The 20845-nt window shown below is 63.6% G+C and carries 17 protein-coding genes and 2 pseudogenes; 3 read left to right on the top strand and 16 right to left on the bottom strand.

Features of this window, described 5'->3' with window-relative positions; all coding sequences use genetic code 11:
- Positions 1-119: 119 nt before the first annotated feature.
- Positions 120-482 (bottom strand): PTS sugar transporter subunit IIB, encoded by a 363-nt coding sequence (locus AC2W7L_RS09725; RefSeq protein WP_265417620.1) that lies wholly within the window; start codon positions 480-482, stop codon positions 120-122.
- Between AC2W7L_RS09725 and AC2W7L_RS09720 the strand changes: the two genes are divergently transcribed.
- Complete coding sequence (locus tag AC2W7L_RS09720) at positions 470-1840, top strand: PTS transporter subunit EIIC (protein WP_486004292.1); 1371 nt, start codon at positions 470-472, stop codon at positions 1838-1840. The two genes, AC2W7L_RS09725 and AC2W7L_RS09720, sit on opposite strands and share 13 nt — an antisense overlap.
- A gap of 125 nt (positions 1841-1965) precedes the next feature.
- The gene (locus AC2W7L_RS09715; protein WP_486004291.1) at positions 1966-2787 is read left to right on the top strand and encodes an aldo/keto reductase; all 822 of its coding nucleotides are present in this window, start codon (positions 1966-1968) and stop codon (positions 2785-2787) included.
- 132 nt (positions 2788-2919) lie between these two features.
- Here the strand turns inward: AC2W7L_RS09715 and mdlC are convergent, their stop codons facing one another.
- From mdlC to cysK, 11 genes and pseudogenes are all read right to left on the bottom strand, one after another.
- Positions 2920-4539, bottom strand: a complete 1620-nt coding sequence (mdlC, locus tag AC2W7L_RS09710; RefSeq protein WP_486004290.1) for a benzoylformate decarboxylase — start codon at positions 4537-4539, stop codon at positions 2920-2922.
- Between the two features lie 95 nt (positions 4540-4634).
- Positions 4635-5575, bottom strand: a pseudogene (locus AC2W7L_RS09705) (D-2-hydroxyacid dehydrogenase family protein).
- A 157-nt stretch (positions 5576-5732) separates the two neighbouring features.
- Positions 5733-7444, bottom strand: a pseudogene (gene ilvD / locus AC2W7L_RS09700) (dihydroxy-acid dehydratase).
- A 617-nt stretch (positions 7445-8061) separates the two neighbouring features.
- Entirely contained in the window at positions 8062-8682 is a 621-nt protein-coding gene (locus tag AC2W7L_RS09695) for a hypothetical protein (protein WP_486004289.1), read from the bottom strand.
- 12 nt (positions 8683-8694) lie between these two features.
- Positions 8695-9573 (bottom strand): pentapeptide repeat-containing protein, encoded by an 879-nt coding sequence (locus tag AC2W7L_RS09690; RefSeq protein WP_486004288.1) that lies wholly within the window; start codon positions 9571-9573, stop codon positions 8695-8697.
- 166 nt (positions 9574-9739) lie between these two features.
- Positions 9740-10684 (bottom strand): 2-hydroxyacid dehydrogenase, encoded by a 945-nt coding sequence (locus AC2W7L_RS09685; RefSeq protein ID WP_486004287.1) that lies wholly within the window; start codon positions 10682-10684, stop codon positions 9740-9742.
- A gap of 113 nt (positions 10685-10797) precedes the next feature.
- Positions 10798-11262 carry a MarR family winged helix-turn-helix transcriptional regulator gene (locus tag AC2W7L_RS09680; RefSeq protein WP_486004286.1) on the bottom strand — a complete coding sequence of 155 codons (465 nt, stop codon included), beginning with the start codon at positions 11260-11262 and terminating at the stop codon, positions 10798-10800.
- A 1-nt stretch (position 11263) separates the two neighbouring features.
- Positions 11264-11977, bottom strand: coding sequence for an NAD(P)H-dependent oxidoreductase (locus AC2W7L_RS09675; RefSeq protein WP_486004285.1), 714 nt, complete (start codon positions 11975-11977; stop codon positions 11264-11266).
- Positions 11974-13164 carry an LLM class flavin-dependent oxidoreductase gene (locus tag AC2W7L_RS09670; protein ID WP_486004284.1) on the bottom strand — a complete coding sequence of 397 codons (1191 nt, stop codon included), beginning with the start codon at positions 13162-13164 and terminating at the stop codon, positions 11974-11976. The genes AC2W7L_RS09675 and AC2W7L_RS09670 overlap by 4 nt, the downstream gene beginning before the upstream one ends.
- A gap of 291 nt (positions 13165-13455) precedes the next feature.
- A complete protein-coding gene (gene epsC / locus AC2W7L_RS09665; protein ID WP_486004344.1) occupies positions 13456-14130 on the bottom strand; it encodes a serine O-acetyltransferase EpsC in 675 nt (224 codons plus the stop codon).
- Between the two features lie 146 nt (positions 14131-14276).
- Positions 14277-15203, bottom strand: coding sequence for a cysteine synthase A (gene cysK / locus AC2W7L_RS09660; RefSeq protein ID WP_486004283.1), 927 nt, complete (start codon positions 15201-15203; stop codon positions 14277-14279).
- 383 nt (positions 15204-15586) lie between these two features.
- Here cysK and def point away from each other — a divergent pair, with 383 nt between their 5' ends.
- Complete coding sequence (gene def, locus AC2W7L_RS09655; protein ID WP_172171172.1) at positions 15587-16159, top strand: peptide deformylase; 573 nt, start codon at positions 15587-15589, stop codon at positions 16157-16159.
- Between the two features lie 18 nt (positions 16160-16177).
- Here def and AC2W7L_RS09650 read toward each other — a convergent pair whose 3' ends face one another.
- The 4 genes from AC2W7L_RS09650 to gatC form a co-directional block, all read right to left on the bottom strand.
- Positions 16178-17212 carry a hypothetical protein gene (locus tag AC2W7L_RS09650; RefSeq protein WP_367647470.1) on the bottom strand — a complete coding sequence of 345 codons (1035 nt, stop codon included), beginning with the start codon at positions 17210-17212 and terminating at the stop codon, positions 16178-16180.
- A 212-nt stretch (positions 17213-17424) separates the two neighbouring features.
- Complete coding sequence (gene gatB, locus AC2W7L_RS09645) at positions 17425-18906, bottom strand: Asp-tRNA(Asn)/Glu-tRNA(Gln) amidotransferase subunit GatB (RefSeq protein WP_486004282.1); 1482 nt, start codon at positions 18904-18906, stop codon at positions 17425-17427.
- A 7-nt stretch (positions 18907-18913) separates the two neighbouring features.
- Positions 18914-20404, bottom strand: a complete 1491-nt coding sequence (gatA, locus tag AC2W7L_RS09640; protein WP_486004281.1) for an Asp-tRNA(Asn)/Glu-tRNA(Gln) amidotransferase subunit GatA — start codon at positions 20402-20404, stop codon at positions 18914-18916.
- A 1-nt stretch (position 20405) separates the two neighbouring features.
- Positions 20406-20711 carry an Asp-tRNA(Asn)/Glu-tRNA(Gln) amidotransferase subunit GatC gene (gatC, locus tag AC2W7L_RS09635; protein ID WP_062862017.1) on the bottom strand — a complete coding sequence of 102 codons (306 nt, stop codon included), beginning with the start codon at positions 20709-20711 and terminating at the stop codon, positions 20406-20408.
- Positions 20712-20845: the final 134 nt, after the last annotated feature.

Genomic DNA, 20845 nt, shown 5'->3' with positions numbered 1-20845 from the left:
AGCAGGCCGCCTTTCTCCAAAATCAGAAATATTTCGCCTAGACTGACCTCAGAGTACAGACAAGGCTCACTGTCGACCAGAAGTTGCTCACCGGCGAGCAGAGGAGACGAAGACGTGACTCAGCCCATGAGGTCTTCGATGTCATCGACGAGGTTGTCGGCCTCCGGACCGACGACGACCTGGACCGCGCTGCCCTGGACCACCACACCGAAGGCACCGGCTGCGGTGAGCGCCTGCTCATTGACGAGCGAGTCATCGTCGACCTCGACCCGCAGCCGGGTGATGCACGCTTCGATGTCGTCGATGTTGTCGGCACCGCCCAGGCCGGCGAGGATCTGCGCTGCTTTGTCCATGTCAGTCACCTTCATCTCCGGCGCTGATGCGCCGGCGTCGATTTCACGTTCTGCGATCTGCGTCACAAGTCTACGGCGACTCGTGACCGACTGCCCCACTTCCGAGGAGGAATCCGATGGCCATCCCATCCGCTGAGGCACCGAAGAAACGCAAGAAGGCGATACCGGGATTCGCCCAACTCCAACGCATCGGCCGCTCTCTCATGCTTCCGATCGCTGTCCTGCCTGCCGCGGCCCTGCTGATGCGCTTCGGTCAGCCGGACATGCTCGGTGCAGACGGACTCGGCCAGTTCGCAAGTTGGTTGCTGCCGGTGGCGACGGTCTTCGCGGCCGCTGGTTCTGCTCTGTTCGACAACCTGCCGTTGATCTTCGCCGTCGGTGTGGCCATCGGATTCGCGAAGAAGGCCGACGGCTCCACCGCGCTGGCCGCGGTCGTCGGGTATATGGTCCTCACCGGAGTCTTCACGGCCATGTCTCCGAGCTTCGGCTCGGACAACGGCGAGGGTGAGAACGTCATCAACTTCGGAGTGCTCGGCGGAATCGTCGTCGGCATCATCACCGCCCTGCTCTATCAGCGCTATCACCGGATCAAACTGCCGACCTACCTCGGTTTCTTCGGCGGTCGTCGTTTCGTTCCGATCGTCACCGCGGTCGCGTCGATGGTCATTGCCGTGGTCATGGCCCTGATCTACCCCGTCTTCGACGCTCTCATCAACAAGGGCGTGGGCGGCTTCCTCATGGAGCACGGAGCCAATCCGGGCACCGGGTTCGTCTTCGGCACGATCAACCGCCTCCTCATCCCCTTCGGGCTGCACCACCTGCTGAACAATCTGCCGTGGTTCCAGCTGGGTTCGTGCACGACCGCATCGGGAGACACCGCGCACGGCGACATCACCTGCTTCTTCTCCGGCGCGGACGGCACGGCGGACTGGACGGGATCGTTCATGACCGGGTTCTTCCCGATCATGATGTTCGCCCTTCCGGCCGCGGCCCTGGCCATCTATCACACCGCCCATCCGAACCGCCGCAAGGTCGTCGGCGGCATCATGCTCTCGGTGGCGCTGACCTCTTTCGTCACCGGTATCACCGAGCCGCTCGAATACGCCTTCGCCTATGTCGCATTCCCGCTCTACGCGGTCCACGCCGTGCTCACCGGCACGTCGTTTGTGGTGGTGAATGCACTCGGAATCAAATCCGGATTCGGCTTCTCGGCCGGTGCGCTGGACTATCTGCTCAACCTCGGTCGAGCGTCCGAACTCTCCGGCGGCATCGGGCCCGTCCTGCTCCTGCTCGTCATCGGCCTGGCCTACGCCGTCATCTACTACTTCCTGTTCCGCTGGGCGATCATCAAGTTCAACCTGCATACCCCGGGTCGCGAAGACGAAACCGACACCGGCACGGGTGCTCCGTCGGTCTTCGACGAGGCCCAGATCGCCGCCGAGGAATCCACGGGCAAGAAACGCGCACAGGACGAAGGCAGAAGCTGAAGGAATGTTCCGGGCCTCAGTGACGTTATTGGCTCGGTTCGGCGCTCTCACCGGGTGCCGAACCGGCGGACCCGATCAGCCTCGGCTCCGTCCTGACCAGTGCATACGTGACGAAAGGCGGCACCATGACGGTTCCCACACTCACTCTCAACGACGGCAAGACGATCCCTCAGCTGGGCTTCGGCGTCTTCAAGGTCGACCCCGACGAGACGGAACGCATCGTCACCGACGCCCTCGAAGTCGGCTACCGCCACATCGACACCGCCGCCGTCTACGGCAACGAGGAAGGTGTGGGCCGGGCCATCGCGAAGTCCGGGATCGCCCGTGACGAACTCTTCGTGACGACCAAGCTGTGGAACGACCGCCACGGCGCAGAGGAGTCCAAACGCGCCCTCGGCGAATCCCTGGAGAAGCTCGGCCTCGACCACGTCGATCTCTACCTCATTCATTGGCCGACCCCGCAGAACAAGAATTCCGTCGAGACGTGGGAGGCCTTCCCCTCCTACCGCGATCAGGGCCTGACCACCTCGATCGGCGTGTCGAACTTCGACCACCGGTTCCTGCCCGAGATCCTCGACACCGGCATCATCCCCGCCGTCGACCAGATCGAGGTCCACCCTCAGTTCCAGCAGGTCGAGACCCGTCCGCTGCTGGCCGAGAACGACATCAAGATCGAAGCCTGGGGACCGCTGGGACAGGGCAAGGTCGACTACGCGAGCACCGTCATCGGTGAGATCGCCGCCGACCACGAGAAGTCCTGGGCCCAGACCATCATCCGCTGGCACCTGCAGAAGGGGCACATCGTCTTCCCGAAGTCGAACAACCGCGACCGCATGGAGCAGAACTTCTCCGTCTTCGACTTCGAACTCACGGACGCCGAGGTGGCAGCCATCGATGCGCTCGAAAACGGCGGTCGCGTCTCCGCCGATCCCGCCGAGGTTAACTGACCCCGTCAGCAATACCTCGCCGAGGCGGCCCTCCCCTAGTCTGGACCGCTGAGAACGAAGAAGCCGCCGAAGAGTTCCGACTCTCCGGCGGCTTCGTCGTTCTCGGTCAGGCGTTCATTCCGCCGGTTGTCCTCAGGCGCCGAGGACGACGGCGTCGATGAGCACCGGTCCGTCGGCCTGCAGCGCTTCCCGGTAGGCGGCGTCGAACTCCTCGCGAGTCGTCGTCCGGCTGGCCGGAACACCGTATCCCTGTGCCAGGGAGACGAAGTCGATCGTGCCCAGGGTCAGGCCCGGGGTGTCCGGGACTCCCATGCGCTCTGCGAATCCGGAGAGCGCACCGTATCCGGAGTTGTTGACGATGACGAAGATCGTCTTCGTACCCAGCTGAGCGGCCGTGTACAGAGCCGTGAGCCCGTAGTTCGCAGAACCGTCGCCCACGGTGGCGACAACGGTCTTCTCCGGGTCGCCGAGGGCCATGCCGACGGCGACCGGCAACCCGAAGCCCAGTCCTCCCGAGGCCGGGAAGTGATACATTCCGGGCCGGTCGATGACGATCCGCTCGAGGTAGTCGAGGTCGAGGGTGGTCGTCTCATTGACGTAGACGACACTGTCGTCGACGTGCTCGTTGAGGACATCGAGCACCTCGGTGCCGGCCATCCCCTGCTCCGATCGGGCAGGAGCGGTGACGGTTCGGGACCCGCGGTCGCCTCGGCGAGTTCCTCGATCGGTCGTCGCCTCCGCGAGGTCGGCGAGCGCAGCGGCGACATCGGCGACGACGGCGCGGCCGAACGGTGCCCGCGTCGCCTCCCGTGGATCCTGGGTGATCTGGATGACCTCGGTGCCCGGCTCCAGGTAGTTCGCCGGTTCCCAGCGGTGGTATCTGAAGGTGGCGGCGCCCATGACGAGGACGACGTCATGGCCGGACAGTCGGTCGCGCACCGACTTGATGCCCGGAACCAGGACGCCTTCGAAGTTCGGATGGGTTGTGGGGAACGGGCACCGCGTCGGCGAGGGCGCGACATAGACGGAAGCACCGAGGCGCTCGGCCAGCACCACCGCGTCCTCATAGACCGTCGGATCGTCGACGGCGGCGGCATCGACCTGTGGCCCGAGGACGAGAGCGGGGTTCTGCGCCCCGTCGAGGACGTCGGCGAGCTCGCGCCGCAGCGAATCCGACATGGTCCCGGCCGTCGTCACCGAACGCTTCGTCAGCAGCTCGTCGTCGGCAAGTGCTGGCTCGTCCCAGTCGTCGAGGGGGACGGACACGTAGACGGGCCCGCTCGGTTCGGTGGCTGCCTCGAATGCGGCCTGCGACAGGGTGCGCGGCACGTCGGTGGCCGACAGCGGCTCGTGTGAGTATTTCACCAGCGGGGCGGGCAGAGTCGAGGCGTCGACATTGGCCAGCATCGTCTCCTGGCCGACGGTTCGGCGAACCTGCTGACCAGCGAGGACGACGAGCGGAACGTGGCCGTAGTGGGCGTTCGTCAGGGCGCCCATGCCATTTCCCGACCCCGAGGCGGCATGCAGGTTGACCAGCGCGGGCCGTCCGGTGGCGCGTGCGTATCCTTCGGCCATGCCGACGACGACCTGCTCGTGCAGACCGAGGATGAAGCGGAAGTCGTCACCGAGCCCGGCGAGGAACGGCAGTTCGTTCGAGCCCGGGTTGCCGAAGATCGTCGTCATCCCGTGGGCACGAAAGACCTCCAGACTCGCGTCGAGGACTGTCTTCTCACCTTCGGGCTGATCGGCCATTGTGCCTCTTCTTTCGTTTTGCGTGCTCTCGCGGTGGGGCGACGAGGGATGGCGTCCTTCTCACCTCACCATAGCCGTGGCTCATACGTTCCGGCTCAGCCGATCACGCGGATCGGCTCTCCCGAAATCCAGGCCGCGATGTCCTCGACCGCCTGAGTGAAGAAGATCCGATAGGTGTCTTCGGTGACGTAGCCCAGGTGCGGGGTGAGCACGGTGCGCGGTGTGCTGCGCAGTCGATGGTCGACCGGCAGCGGTTCTTCGTCGTGGACGTCGAGTCCCGCGCCGCGGATCCCGCCGGCTTCCAGCACGGTGATGAGTGCATCGGTGTCGACGAGTCCCGCGCGGAGGTGTTGACGAGGATGCTGCCTGGCTTCATCGCCTCGAGTTCCGCAGCTCCGACGAGTCCTCGGCTGCGTTCGCTCAGCTTGTAGTGGATCGTCACCACGTCGGCGGTGGAGAACAGTTCGTCCTTGCTCACGGCGCGCACGCCCAGGCCCTGTGCGCGCTCGGCGTCGAGGTTCTGGCTCCACGCCACGACCTCCATGCCGAACGCCGCACCGACCCGTGCGACCTTCGTTCCCAGACGTCCCAGACCGACCACGCCGAGGCGGTGCCCATCGAGGTCTCCACCGACCGTCGACTGCCAACCGCCGCCTCGGAGGGCGGCGTCCTCGGCCGGGATGCTGCGCAGAACGGAGAGGATGAGTCCCCAGGTCAGTTCCGGTGTCGCCGAGGTGGTCGACTCGGTTCCGCAGACCACGATCCCCTTCGCACGCGCCGCCTCCACGTCGATGGAGGCGTTGACCCGTCCCGTGGTCACGAGCAGACGCAAGCCCGGCAGCCGTTCCAGCCGACCGGCGGTGAAGGCGGTTCGCTCCCGCATCGCCACGACCACCTCGGCGCCGGAGAGGACCTGCACCAGGTCATCGTCGTCGACGATGGGACGATCGATGAACTCGACCTCGGCGTCGAGACCGCTCCAGTCCGCGAACTTGCCTGCCACCTGCTGATAGTCATCGAGAACGACGATGCGCATTGTGTTCCTCTCCTGAAGTCGTGTGACCTACATCCTAGAGCCGATCGCCGAGGCGGTGCAGACTTGAGTCTGCACCGCCTCGGCGATGGTGGAACCGGACCGTATCGCTGAGTGTCACCCGAGGGTGAGCGGAATCAGCAACGGACCTTGAGGTGGATCAGAAGCAGACCGCGCCCTTCGACGCCGACTGCACGAGCTTCGCGTACTTGCCGAGCACACCGGTGAGGCGATGGTTGTCCGGGATCGTCCAGGTCTTGCGACGCTCCGCGAGCACCTCCTCGTCGACGTGGAGTTCGATCGAGCGAGCCGCGATGTCGACGGTGATCTTGTCCCCGTCCTCGACGAGCGCGATCGGACCGCCGTCGACCGCCTCAGGCGCAATGTGGCCGATGCACAGACCGGTCGAACCGCCGGAGAAGCGACCGTCGGTGAGCAGCAGGACGTCCTTGCCGATGCCCGCGCCCTTGATGGCGCCGGTGATCGCGAGCATCTCGCGCATTCCGGGTCCGCCCTTGGGTCCTTCGTAGCGGATGACGACGACGTCGCCCTTCTTCAGTTCTCCGTTGAGCACGGCGTCCATGGCCGGCTGCTCCTGGTCGAAGACGCGAGCGGTGCCTTCGAAGACATCGGCGTCGAAGCCTGCGGACTTCACGACCGCGCCTTCGGGAGCCAGCGATCCCTGCAGCACGGTGAGACCGCCGGTGGCGTGGATCGGGTTGTTGAGCGCGCGCAGGATCTTCCCGTCCGGGTCCGGCGGGTTGATCGACTCGAGGTTCTCGGCCACAGTCTTGCCGGTCACGGTCAGGCAGTCGCCGTTGAGCAGACCGGCGTCGAGGAGGGCCTTCATGATCACGGGTACGCCGCCGATCTTGAAGACGTCGTTCATCACGTACTGGCCGAAGGGCTTGACGTTGCCCAGGTGCGGAACCTTGTCTCCGATGCGGTTGAAGTCATCGAGCGCGAGTTCCACTCCCGCCTCGTGGGCGATGGCCAGCAGGTGGAGGACCGCGTTCGTCGAACCGCCGAAGGCCATGACCACGGCGATCGCATTGTGCAGCGATTCGCGGGTGATGATGTCCTTCGTGGTGATGCCCTGGCGCAGCATATTGACAACTGCCTCGCCGGACTTGCGGGCGAACATCGTGCGGTTGCGATGGATAGCCGGCGGTGCGGCCGAACCCGGCAGGGACATGCCCATGGCCTCGGCGGCCGAAGCCATGGTGTTCGCGGTGTACATTCCGCCGCAGGCACCCTCACCGGGGCAGACGGCCCGCTCGATGGCGTCGACGTCCTTCTGGGACATGGTGCCCGCACGACAGGCGCCGACGGCTTCGAAGGCGTCGATGAGGGTGACTTCCCTCTCCGAGCCGTCCTCCATCTTCGCGGTTCCCGGCATGATCGAACCGTTGTAGAGGAAGACGCTCGAGAGCCCGAGGCGGGCGGAGGCCATGAGCATTCCGGGGATCGACTTGTCGCAGCCGGCCATGAGCACGGAGCCGTCGAGTCGCTCGGCGCTCATCACGGTCTCGACGGAGTCGGTGATGACCTCACGGGAGACCAGCGAGTAGTGCATGCCCTCGTGACCCATCGAGATTCCGTCCGAGACGGAGATGGTGCCGAATTCCAGCGGGAAGCCACCGGCCTCGTGGACGCCTTCCTTGGCGGCCGAACCGAGACGCTGCAGCGACATGTTGCAGGGGGTGATCTCATTCCACGAGGTCGCATCGCGACCTGCGGCTTCACCCAGTCGTCGTCGCCCATGCCGACGGCGCGCAGCATTCCGCGCGCGGCGGTGGCCTCGAGGCCGTCCGTGACATCGCGAGAACGGGGTTTGATGTCGGGAGTGGTGTTGTCTGTATCGATGCTCATGCAGGCATGCTACGCCCGATTTCAGCATCCGCACGCCGGACTCTCGGATGGTGGAACCTCTTCTGGGCACCATGCGAGAGTCCGACAGCGAGGCAGGGGGCCGAGCCCCCTTAGGTCAGATTCACGTGACCTTACTGCCCGAGACCTCAACAGCTGCTTAGACCGTGCATTTGCGAGAACGACCAATCGCAATCGATCGCTTATCCGTCTAACTTGCTCAGAAAGATACCTTCTGCCGCGACCACGTTCTGGGCAGTCTGCGAATCGCACCATCTCGACGCCGCCCGCAAACGATGCAACCTGTAGAAATACTTCGACTACACGTTCGATGCATTTGTCAGCGCAACAGTTTTTGAATAATCAGCAAATCATTCCGTGCTTCGCTCAGACGGACTCTCCATGGTTCCCCGAACGGTTCACTTTTCAAACGCAAGACCGCAAAAGAGTCCGCAACCCGGTCAACACGATGCGCGACTTCACTAGAGTCAGCCACCTCTGGAAGATGCTGTTGCAAACTTAGCACTAGCCGATCCAACCGGCTCCGAATCGCGTAAGCGGAACGCGGATCCTCAATCGACTCAAGCAACCGCCCCAGGCGCCGCTCGATCACTTCACACTTATCCATCAATCAAACGACCCCCTGACTCCTTCACGCGCAACTTAGCTATCAAGCTCTGAGCAAAGGCTAGCCACTCCTTAACCATACCAGAGTTACCTTCCCAGCTTTCAGAAGAAATAGAGGAGTACAACCACACAAACCCACTACTCGAGCTACCGGGAGTTTTCACATTCCAAAGGTCGGCGGCCAATTCGACCGAATCGTACCTCGAAAAATTTGGCTCGCCTGCCATATAACAACCTAAAATAGCCAGGTGACGAACTAGCTTGGCTGTCACCTGGGCTTCAAAGACCAGAGGCGTATCACCGATCCCAAGCGCTTCTAAGACATCATCTACAACAATTTCAAATGAGTCCAAGTCTTTCGCTGCACCCCCATACTCCTGCAACGATTCTAAAAGTCGCTTAAATTCGGCTCTTTCTGAACGAGATCCAGAGATTATTCTTGATTCATTCTTGAGATGCAATAAGAAAAGTGAACCAGATTTTGCCATCCGATTCATCTCCGACCAGCTGTAAGCTCCAGCACGCCCCTGACAATCCACGTGCAAAACATCTGTATCGCTTTGCTCATCCGAGTCACCTCGAGCCTTCGACCCATATAGCACTTTAAGGGTCACGAGCGACGCCCCTCATAAATTCGAGCAAAGAGCAACGCAACGAACATAGCGGAAAAACACAAAGCCCAGAATCCTCCCTAACAGAAGAAACAATTGCATAGCAGTGCCATCTACCACATAGGCAAATTGCACATCAATGGGCGACACTGAGAAGAATCCGATCAACGCAAGTTCATACCATTCAACTTCTGGACGAATTACTGACACGCCAGTAATCAGAACAATAATAGCCCAAAACGCCGCCACGAGGAACCAGTTCCTCACGATGACCTCCAGACGCCGAGCACGACCCCATATGCCCTCGAACAACTTAATTCTAAAATAGCGAAGAGCATGTTCTACTCGATCAACGCTATTATACTTCTCCTTGTAAAAGGGTTGCTGCTGAAGAACTACCGCTTTCAAGAATTCTTTGTCACCATGAATAGCCTGTTCTCGGTATTTATTTGCGTCTCTAGTAGCTCCTTGGAGCGTAGCTTCGTCTGCCAAATTACTTGCCAGGTCGCGCAGGAGGTTACCTTCTCGCGGCAAAGATTCCTTCAATCTCTCAAACGGAACAAAGCATCCCCTGAATGAGTTATAAAATCTTATATCGCTAGAAACGAGACTCACCCTCATTAAATCACAGTTGATGAATCTAGAGGCTTTCACTTCGCATCTCAGGAATTTCGCGCCCCGGAAATAGGCCGAAAGAAACACAACATTTTCGAAGATACAGTTCTCGAACACTACATCCTTGAACGAAGTATTTGCGAAGGTAGTATGGCGAAATGTCTTGCCCTTTATCTTTCTCCCGTCGAGTCGATCGGCCTCGAAGAGAGCATCACAATACAAATCTTCGTCAGAAGTCAATTTTGTCGGAGTTCGACCGCGCATAAACTCTGCTGTCAAAACTTCCGCCCTTCCTCAAAACTGGTTATGCTTCGAAGCGATACTGCTAGTTTGTTCGCTAGCGCCTATTAAAGCTATTCAATGTTTAAATATTCTAGACCAGAGTGTGGCGATCCGCGTGTTCTTCCGAGAGGCTCCGGGTTGGAACTACACGTAGTTCGTCGACTCACACATTAATGAGATTGACCGGCTGCTCGCCGTCGTTGATCCGCCTGACCTGCTCGGCGAGAATCTTCACGACTCGGGGCTCGAACGCCGAGGTGTCGCCTCCGACGTGGGGCGTAATGAGGGTGTTCGGGGTGCCCCACAGTGCGTGGTTGCGCGGCAGCGGCTCCGGGTCGGTGACGTCGAGGGCGGCATGGAGTCGGCCGGTGGCGAGCTCGGCCACGAGCGCATCCGTGTCGACGACCTTGCCGCGGGCGACGTTGACGATGAGCGCATTATCGGGAAGCTGGCTGAGGAACTTCTCGTCGACGAGGTGGTGGGTGCCCTCGTTGAGCGGGGTGATGAGCACAACCACCTCGGTGTGGGGCAGCAGCTTCGGCAGCTCGTCGACGCCGTGGATCTTCCCGCGCTCGTCCTCACGCGCGGTCGAGGCCACTCGGATGAGCTGGACTTCGAAGGGGTCGAAGCGGTCGGCGATGGCCGAGCCGATCTCACCGACGCCGATGATCATCACGCGACGGTCCTGCAGCGAACGGTAGCGATGGTGCTCCCACACCCGGGAGACCTGCGAGCGCACGGCGTCGTCGATTCCGCGCAGGCTGGCCAGGGTCAGTGCCAGAGCGAGCTCGGCGGTTCCTCCGGTGTGCACGCCCGAGGCGGTCGCGACCTGGATCCCGCGTTCGGGCAGGTGGGAGACGGGGTCGAATCCGGTCGTCTGCGTGATCACCAAGCGCAGGTTGGGCAGTTCGTCGAGCAGCTCGATCGTCGGTCCGGAATCCAGGTAGGGCAGGACGACGACGTCGACATCGTCGCGGCTGAGCTTGGCCGAACGTTCGGCATCGGAGAAGACGACGAGGTCGACATCGGCGCGCTGGTGAGCGGGGATCTGAGCGATCACACGGTTGCGGAGCTCGGAGTTCGGGAAGGCGATTGTGGTGATGGACATGCCCACATTGTGGCACGCAGACCCGCCCCGTGCCGAGAACTTCGTCACTCTGAGATGGCGGGCCTCAGCACACGGGAGGAACCCGCTTCATCACTCGGCCGGGGCCCGCTTCATCACTCGGGCAGGGAGTTCCCGATCCGTGTGAAGACGGCCTCGATCACCTCGAGTTCGGCGTCGCTGACATGGTCGAAGAAGACCTCATCGACATAGCTCTTGTGCTGGGACCCGGCGGACAGGAATGCCCGCGCCCCCGCCTCGGTGAGTGCCACATTATGGGCACGCCCGTCTTCGAGGCATTGAGTCTTCGTCACGAGCCCCGCGTCGACGAGGACCTTGATCCGATAGTTCAGCCGCGATGGCGAGAAGACGAGCTTCTTCGCCAGGGCGCTCATCGTCAGCGTCCGCTCCGGCGCTTCCCACAGCAGGAGCAGCGTGTTGTAGTCGCTGACGTCGAGCCCCGCATCGTCCTTGAGCTGGACTTCGAGGGCCTGACGGAGGCGCTGCGAGGTCTCGAAATAGGTTCGCCACGCGTTCTGCGCCAGCGCCTCCTTCCCGAGCCCGAACCTGATCTCCGTCATCTCAGCCCTCGAGCAGCTGCGCGAAAGGGGTGACGTTCGCGGGGTCGAATTCGTCGACGATTCCGCGATTCGCCGAGGCGGCGCCCGTGGTCGCACCCGACCCTGCACCTCCGCGCGGATCGGGGTCGGCCACCTCGGCGAGGTCGTCGTTTCCGGCCCCGATGATCGTCGCGGTCAGGGAGACGAGCTCCTCCCCCGCCTGGCGGATCCGGGCGGTCAGCGCCCGGCCGCCCTCGACGGTCCCCCAGTCATCGGTCGCGGCGAAGACAGTCGTGGGCACGACGATGCCCTTGAGGTAGGACAGCATCGGCCGCAGCACCGCGTCCCCGGCCAGGGAATGGCGCGCCGTGCCGCCGGTGGAGCCGATGAGCACGGGCTTGCGGCTCAGCGCTTTGTCATCGATCAGCTGCCAGAACAGGGTGTGCAGACCGACCGGGGCGGCCTTGTACACCGGCGCGACGGTGACGATCGCATCGGCTGCGGCGATGGTCGCGAAGGCCGACTCGAGGGCTTCGGAACGGAACCCGGTCAGGGTCATGTCCGTGATCGCGGTGGCGAGGTTGCGGACGTTGATGACGTCCGTGGTCACGTCGATGCTCACCGACTCCCCCGCCGAGGCGGCAGATGCGAGCACTCGATCGGTGAGTTTGAGTGTGGTCGAGTCCTCGCTGAGCGAGGTGGTCACGGCCACGATGTGCATCGTGTTCGTGCTCATGAGCGATTCGCTCCTTCCTGTGTCGCATTCTGGGCCGCTTCGGCGGCGCGTGCCTGCCGGTCTTCGAACGCACGCGATCCCTCTCCGCCTCCGGGGATCGGGTCGCGGCCTTCGCGGTGCCGGATGACGAGGGATTCGTGGGTCGGGGCATCGGGGACATCGACCGGCCGGCCCTTCGCGAACTCCTCGCGGAGAACGGGGATGACCTCTTCGCCGAGCAGGTCGAGCTGTTCGAGCACGGTCTTCTGCGGCAGTCCCGCATGGTCGATGAGGAAGAGCTGGCGCTGGTAGTCTCCGGCCCAGTCGCGGAAGCTCAGGGTGCGTTCGATGACCTGCTGGGGTGACCCGACGGTCAGCGGAGTCTGCGTCGAGAAGTCCTCGAGGCTGGGTCCGTGGCCGTAGACCGGGGCGTTGTCGAAGTAGGGACGGAACTCGCGGACGGCGTCCTGGGAGTTCTTGCGCATGAATACCTGACCGCCGAGGCCGACAATCGCCTGGCTGGCCTTGCCGTGGCCGTAGTATTCGTAACGCTGGCGGTAGAGCTGAACCATCCGCGCGGTGTGCGAGGTCGGCCAGAAGATGTTGTTGTGGAAGAATCCGTCGCCGTAGTAGGCGGCCTGCTCGGCGATCTCGGGGCTGCGGATCGATCCGTGCCACACGAACGGCGGCACATCGTCCAGCGGGAACGGGGTGACGGTGAAGCCGCCCAGCGGAGTGCGGAACTTGCCTTCCCAGTCGATATTCTTCTCACGCCACAGGCGGTAGAGGAGGTTGTAGTTCTCTACCGCCAGCGGGATTCCGGCGCGGATGTCCTTGCCGAACCACGGGTAGACAGGACCGGTGTTTCCGCGGCCCATGATCAGGCTGATGCGGCCGTCCGAGAGGTGCTGGGCGTAGGAGTAGTCCTCGGCGATGCGCACGGGATCGGTCGTGGTGATGAGCGTCGTCGCCGTGGAGAGTTCGAGCTTCTCGGTCTGTGCGGCGATATTGGCCAGCAGGATCGGCGGGTTCGCCGGGGCCACGAAGGGCGGGTTGTGGTGCTGACCGGTGGCGAAGACGTCGAGGCCGACTTCTTCTGCCTTCTTGGCGATCTCGACGGTGTTCTTGATCCGCTGATTCTCGCTGACGGTGGTGCCGTCGGTGGGGTCGGTGGTGACATCGCCGATGGTGAAGATTCCGAATTCCATGACGCCTCCTGCATCTGGGCCCCACGGTTTTCGAGGCCGCCCTGCTGATTGGATTAACTTCAATTTTGAAGTAGTTAGTTGAAATCTTAACAGACGTGGTCGCGAAAGTATTCCCGGCCCCTGAGCGGGCGTCTGGACGGCCCGAGCACACTATCGCCGCAAGCAGCCGATTGTTGGGTCGATCCACGGTGATTCCCGCCCGACTTTCACCGTGGATCGACCCAACAATGCACGAAAAGCGGCTCCCGCCCGCAGGCAGGAGCCGCTTTCAGTCCGGCAGCAGGAGCCGGATCAGATCCAGAGGGCGGGGTCCTCGAGGACGAAGTCCGGGTGCGTCGTCGACGATTCAGCTCCTGCCTTCGCCGAGGCGGCGCCGTCCTTCTTCTTCGAGCGCACGGTTGCGGGGATGCCCACGGCGCTCGAGTCGGCTGGCACGTCCTTGACGACGACGGCGTTGGCTCCGACCGCGGAGTTGTCGCCGACGACGACCGGGCCGAGGATCTTCGCCCCGGCCCCGACGAGCACGTGATTGCCGATCGTCGGGTGACGCTTCGTCTGCGCCATCGAGGTACCGCCGAGGGTGACCTGGTGATAGAGCATGACATCGTCGCCGACTTCGGACGTCTCGCCGATGACGACTCCGTTGGCATGGTCGATGAAGAAGCGCCGCCCGATCCGAGCCCCCGGGTGGATCTCCACGCCGGTCAGCGTCCGCACGAGCTGGGACATCAATCGCGCCGGAACCTTTCCGGCGTCGTGCTGCCACAACCGGTGGAGTCCGCGGTGCGCCCAGATGGCATGCATCCCGGGGTAGGAGACCAGGGAGACGAAATCGTTGCGCGCCGCCGGATCGCGTCGCTTCACCGTCTCGAGGTCTTCTCTCAGCGTCTCGCGCACACCGGGTCGGCTCAGTCCATAGGCGGCCGCCCCCACAGCCGCCGTGGCCGCTGCCCACAGTGCCTTCATCATTGACTCCCTTGCTCAGTCGTCTCGGTCCATCTCGTGCAAGTCGGATCCGGGCGGAAGAATTCCCGCAGCGGTCCGACATCGGACTCTGCAGACAGCGAGGGCGCCAAACCGAAGTCTGACGCCCTCGTGCCGCTGCCATGGAGTCAGTCCATGTACTCGGCAAACAGCGGAGTCGACAGATACCGCTCGCCGTAGCTGGGGATGATGACGACGACGCGCTTGCCGGCGTTCTCCGGTCGAGACGCGACCTTTTCGGCAGCGAAGAGTGCGGCGCCGGAGGAGATGCCGACGAGCAGGCCCTCTTCGAGAGCGACGGCGCGAGCCCGCTCGAAGGCGTCGTCGTTGTCGATATCGACGACTTCGTCGTAGATATCAGTATTGAGCACCTTGGGCACGAAGTTCGCGCCGAGGCCCTGGATCGCGTGCGGTCCGGCCGTGCCTTCGGTCAGCAGCGGCGAAGCGGCGGGCTCGACGGCGACGATCTTCACATCCGGGTTGGCCTCACGCAGCGCGGCTCCCGCGCCGGTGATAGTCCCGCCCGTGCCGATGCCGGAGACGAAGATGTCGACCTTGCCGTCGGTGTCGGCGAGGATCTCTGGACCAGTGGTGGCCTTGTGGATCTCGGCATTGGCCTGGTTCTCGAACTGGCGCACGAGGACGGCGCCGTCGGAAGCAAGCTCTTCGGCCTTGGCCACTGCGCCCTTCATACCTTCGGCCTTGTCGGTGAGGACGAGTTCGGCACCGAAGGCGCGCAGCAGGGCGCGACGTTCCTTCGACATCGATTCGGGCATCGTGAGGACGACCTTGTAGCCGCGGGAGGTGCCGACCATCGCCAGAGCGATGCCGGTGTTGCCGGAGGTGGCTTCGACGATCGTGCCGCCGGGCTGAAGTTCGCCGGACTTCTCGGCTGCGTCGATCATCGCCACGCCGATGCGGTCCTTGACGGAGTTGCCGGGGTTCGAGGATTCGAGCTTCGCCACGATCTCGGCGCCCGACCGGTCACTGGCCTTGTTGATGCGGACCAGCGGCGTGCGGCCGACGAGTTCGGAGACATTGTTGAAGATGGTCAAAGTAAGTCCTTTCACGATTCTTTGTGCACCGCCGTCGGCGGCCACTCGCCGTTCGGCGGACGTGCACCTGAACGGGTGGAGCGACAGCTTGCATCTCGTGGTCCGAGACGGCTTGCCCTCATCATAACCACGCCGACCCTGAACGTGTTCCCAGATATGTTGCTCAACAATCTGTGTTCGCTGGGGGCGAAACTTTATGACAACACCTATCACATACCCGAGATAGCCGCATATCCATCCACCCGCTTGAGCGCGGTATGCGATCAACCGCTGAGCAATCGGTGGACACGATTACCGAGGCGGCCCTCCCCCCGAGATCGCGCCCGAGCGCTGCGATCGGGCGGAGTCTGAGACGGTCTCAGGTGACCGATACGATTGTCCTCATGGCTATTCATCCCATCGTCGTCTACGGCGAGCCCGTTCTGCATCGTCGTGCCGAGAAGATCACCGAGTTCGACGAGGACCTTGCCGAACTCGTCGCAGACATGCACGAGACGCTCGACGCCAGCAACGGTGTCGGACTGGCCGCACCGCAGATCGGCGTCGGCAAGTCCATCTTCGTGTTCAACGCCGACGATGACTATGGGGTGCGTCGTCGCGGCACCTTCGTCAATCCCGTGCTCATCGCCTCGAAGGTTCCCGACACCCGTCCCGATCCTGACGATGAGACCGAGGGATGCCTGTCGGTTCCGAGTCTCGATTTCCCCCTCAAACGTGCCGACCGAGTCACCGTCAACGGCTTCGATGAGAAAGGCGAACCGGTGACCCTGAGCGCTGACGGGTGGTTCGCCCGCATCATGCAGCACGAATACGACCACCTGCAGGGAACCCTCTACGTCGACCGTCTCGACAAGCGGTGGTCGAAGAAGTGGAAGAAGGCCCAGCAGGCTCACGGCTTTGATCAGCCGGGCCTGTCATGGATGCCGGGAGTCGACCCCGACCCCTTCGGTCACTGAGTTCGCCCCGATCAGAGCCTAAGCCTCGAGCTCGTCCACGGACTTCTGAGCCGCGGCCAGGCGGGAGTCGAAGTCGTCGAAGTCATCGGCAGTCTGGTCGAGTTCGGCGACGAGCCCGGAGATGATCGACGACTGCGAATCCGCATCGATGCGCAGCTCCCTGAACTGCCAATCGGCGGAATCATCGGCCGCGGTGCGAGACAGCACATCGAGCACTCGATCGCCGAGCTCGCGAGAGCGTTCGGAGTTGTGCAGCAGCATCAGCTGCTGGTCGAGTTCGAGGAGGCGCTCATAGTATTCGTGCATCGACTCCACGCGGCGCGCCATCGACGAGAAGGCGACGGCAAGCTTCGACAGATAGGTCTCCACCGACTTCGCGGTTCCCGCATCGCGGATGCCTTCGATCTCCTCGCGCAGGCTGACGAGTTCCTGCAATCGCACTCCGATGGAGGCCACAGCATGGTCGAGGTCGACGCGGGAGACGTGGTCTTTGAGTATCGGATGTGTCCAGGCACGCGTGCGCACGATCTTGCGGGCGATTGTGACAGCGAGATGGAACAGACGCTGCTCGTCGGTGTCCCGGCCTTCCTTGCGCCCTGGCAGATAGCCGAGACTGGCCGGAGTCACCCACTGGGCGCCTGAGACCTTGCGCCGATTCTTGCGGCTCAGACGCTTCGGATCACGCAGGTATTTGGGGCCCGTGACCGCGGCGAAGATTCCGGTGCCCAATGCCGTGGCCGCACCCATTCCGCCGAAGGTCAGTGCGGCATCGGCGAAACCCGAGACCAGAGCCAGTCCCCCGGGCGCCGCGAATCCCGCGGTCACGGCGGTACCGGCGGCAGTGCCGCCCTTGAACAGGACGCTGGAGCGGAAGAAGTTCCGGCTCATCCCACCGGTGAGCATGATCGCGCTCGGAGCCCCGGCCGTGTAGCGGTATCCGCGGGCGCTCCAGGCACGCAGCACCGCCTCGTTGACGCTGTCGGGCACGAGCACCCGATAGATCGGTGCGGACTTCCCGCATTCGCTCTTCCACAGCGATTTCCACTCAGACACCGCTTCACCTCCACGCGTGTGGGTCACGCACTCGGCCCTGTCCCTGCGGGCCATCGGTTGCGGGGAATGCGAACAGCCACACCCTCCGCTGTGCTCGGGAAACCGGTCGGTTCCCTTGGACGCACAGTCTAGAGGGTGTGGCTGGATCAATCCTGAGTCCTGCTCGGCACCATCAGGCGCCGGCATCGACCAGGATCAGTGCGGACCTGTACTCAGCCGTTGATCTTCGCGAGGATGAGGTCCTTGGCCTTTCCGGCATCGGCCTGTCCGCGGGTGGCCTTCATAATCGGACCCATGAGCGCGCCGATGGCCTGCATCTTTCCGCCCTTGATCTTCTCGACCACGTCGGGGTTGGCCGCGATGGCCTCCTCGACGGCGGCTTCGAGTGCACCGGTGTCCTCGACGATTTCGAGGTCGCGGGCCTTCATCACCTCGGCGGGCTCGCCTTCGCCGGCTGAGACTCCGGTGAGCACATCCTTGGCCAGCTTGTCGTTGAGCTTGCCCTCGTTGATGAGCTCGACGAGTCCTGCCACCTGGGCAGGTGTGACGATCTCGGTGGGGTGCTTGTCCTCCTGGTTGGCCAGGCGGGCGACCTCACCGGTCCACCACTTGCGTGCCGCGGCAGGCTTCGCACCGGCGGTGACGGTGTCCTCGATGGCTTCGAGGAGTCCGGCGTTGACGATGTCGCGCATCTCCAGGTCGGAGAACTTCCATTCCCCGAGGAGGCGGCGACGCTTCTGCGCCGGCAGCTCGGGCAGGCTCGCCCGCAGCTGATCGACCCATTCGCGGGACGGCTGCAGCGGGACGAGGTCCGGCTCGGGGAAGTAGCGGTAGTCGTCGGCGTCGGACTTCGGACGCCCCGAGGAAGTCTCTCCGGTCTCCTCGTGGAAGTGGCGTGTCTCCTGGACGACCTTCTCCCCCGCTTCGAGGAGAGTCGCCTGGCGGGCGATCTCGAAGCGCACTGCGCGTTCGATCGAGCGGAAGGAGTTGACGTTCTTCGTCTCCGTGCGGGTGCCCAGCGGTGCCTCGGGGCTCTCCCGCAGGGACACGTTGACGTCGGCGCGGACGTTGCCCTGTTCCATGCGGGCCTCGGAGACGTCGAGGGCGCGGAAGATGTCCCTCAGCGTGCGCACATAGGCGGCGGCCACCTCGGCGGCCCGTTCCCCTGTCCCGGTGATCGGGTGGGTGACGATCTCCACGAGCGGCACCCCGGCTCGGTTGTAGTCGACGAGCGAATGGTCGGCACCCTGGATGCGGCCGGTGGCACCTCCCACGTGGGTGTTCTTGCCGGCGTCTTCCTCCATGTGGGCGCGCTCGACGGGGACGGTCACGATGGTGCCGTCTTCGAGCTCAACCTCGACCTGTCCTTCGGCCGCGATCGGCTCATCGGACTGGCTGGTCTGGAAATCCTTGGGCACGTCCGGGTAGAAGTAGTTCTTGCGGGCGAACCGGCAGGTTTCGGCGATCTCGCAGCCGAGGGCCAGACCGATCTTGATCGCGTATTCCACGCCCTTCTCGTTGACCACGGGTAGAGAGCCGGGCAGACCGAGCGAGGTGGGGGTCACGTTCGTGTTCGGTCCCCCGCCGAAGGTGTTGGGGGCGGAGTCGAACATCTTGGTCGCGGTGCCGAGTTCGACGTGGACCTCGATGCCGATGACCGGATCGTATTTGTTGATCGCGTCTTCGTATTTCACTTGGCGTTCAGTCCTTCCGCGAGAGTGTCGAGCACGCGTCCGGCGGCGATTCGAGTGCGCCTTCCAAGGGTCCGGCCACCTCGTAGAGTTTGATGTCCTCACGGGCCGGAGCCAGGATCTGGAAGCCGACGGGCAGACCATCGGTCAGGCCCGCGGGCAGGGACAGTCCGGGGATTCCGGCGAGGTTCGCCGGGATCGTCGCCACGTCGCCGAGGTAGAGGGCCATCGGGTCGGCGGCCTTCTCCGCACCGAACTTCAGTGCGGTCGTCGGAGTCGTCGGGGACACGAGGACGTCGCAGGCGGCGAAGGCCTTGGCGAAGTCGTTCTGGACCAGGGTGCGGATCTTCTGCGCCGAACCGTAGTAGGCGTCGTAGTAGCCGGCCGACAGAGCGTAGGTGCCGAGGATGATGCGGCGTTTGACCTCATCGCCGAAGCCTGCGGCACGAGTGGCCGACATGACGGTCTCGGCGGTGACGGGACCGGATTCCGGTTCCACGCGCAAGCCGTAGCGCATGCCGTCGTAGCGGGCGAGGTTCGAAGACACCTCGGAGGGCATGATGAGGTAGTAGGCGTCGAGGGCGTAGGAGATCGACGGGCAGTCGACTTCGACGATCTCGGCTCCGGCAGCGGCAGCGGTTTCCAGGGCCGCGGTGAACGCGGTGCGGACGCCGTCCTGGTAGCCTTCACCGGCCAGCTGCTTGATGACGCCGAGCTTCTTGCCCTTGAGTTCGCTGGTCTGGGCGGCATTCAGGAATCCGCCGACCTCGTCGGGCAGCGACGTGGAGTCGAGCGGATCGTGTCCGGCCAGCAGTTCGTGCAGGGCTGCGGCGTCGGCGACGCTGCGGCCCATCGGTCCGACCTGGTCGAGGCTCGAGGCCATCGCGATGATGCCGAAGCGCGAGATCGAACCGTAGGTCGGCTTGACGCCGACGGTTCCGGTGAACGCGGCGGGCTGGCGGACGGATCCGCCGGTGTCGGTGCCCACGGACAGCGGGGCCTGGAATCCGGCGAGGGCTGCGGCGGCGCCTCCGGAGGAACCGCCGGGGACGTGTTCGAGGTTCCATGGGTTGCGGGTGTTGCCGAAGGCCGAGTGCTCGGTCGTCGAGCCCATGGCGAATTCGTCGAGGTTGGTCTTGCCGAGCACCGGCAGACCGGCGGCCTTGATCTTGTTGTGCACCGTCGATTCGTAGGGCGGAACCCAGTTCTCGAGCATCTTCGATCCCGCGGTGGTGGCCACACCTTCGGTGACGACGAGGTCCTTCAGCGCGACTGGGACGCCGGCCAGGGCGTGGACGTCCTCACCGGCGGAGCGCTTAGCGTCGACGGCCTTCGCGGTCTCCAGGGCGAGTTCGTCGGTGACGGTGATGAAGGAGTTGAAGTCATCCTCGGTGGCGGAGATGCGGTCGAGGTGGGACTGCGTGACTTCGACGGAGGAGAACTCGCCGGACTTCAGTCCTGCGGCGAGTTCGAGGGCGCTCTTGTTCGTCAGTTCGGTCATCTCATTCCTCCCCGAGGATCTGCGGGACGAGGAACTTGTCGTCCTCGGCGGCCGGGGCCGAGGCCAGTGCCTGTTCGCTGGACAGCGTCTCGCCCACCACGTCGGGGCGCATGACGTTCGTCAGCGGGATGGGGTGGCTGGTTGCGGGCACGTCATCGCCGGCCACTTCGTTGACCCTGGCGACGTTTCCCAGAATTGTGCTCAGATCGCCCGCGAGCGATTTCAGCTCGTCTTCGCTCATGGCGATCCGAGACAGTGAAGCCAAATGCTCCACCTGTTCGGGGGTGATTGCGGAAGACTCCGTCATTCCCTGCCTTTCATCGTCGTTTTCACTCGCCACCAGTCTAGTCTCTTCAGCGGACCCGCCCCCGCCGTTGCGCTGTGACCTTCCCCCAGAACTACCTGACGGCGGCCCAGCAACCTCGCGCGAGGTTGCTGGGC

The sequence above is a fragment of the Brevibacterium sp. LAARM3_SD1 genome (assembly GCF_057364765.1).
This window is presented reverse-complemented; position numbering and strand designations above follow the sequence as displayed.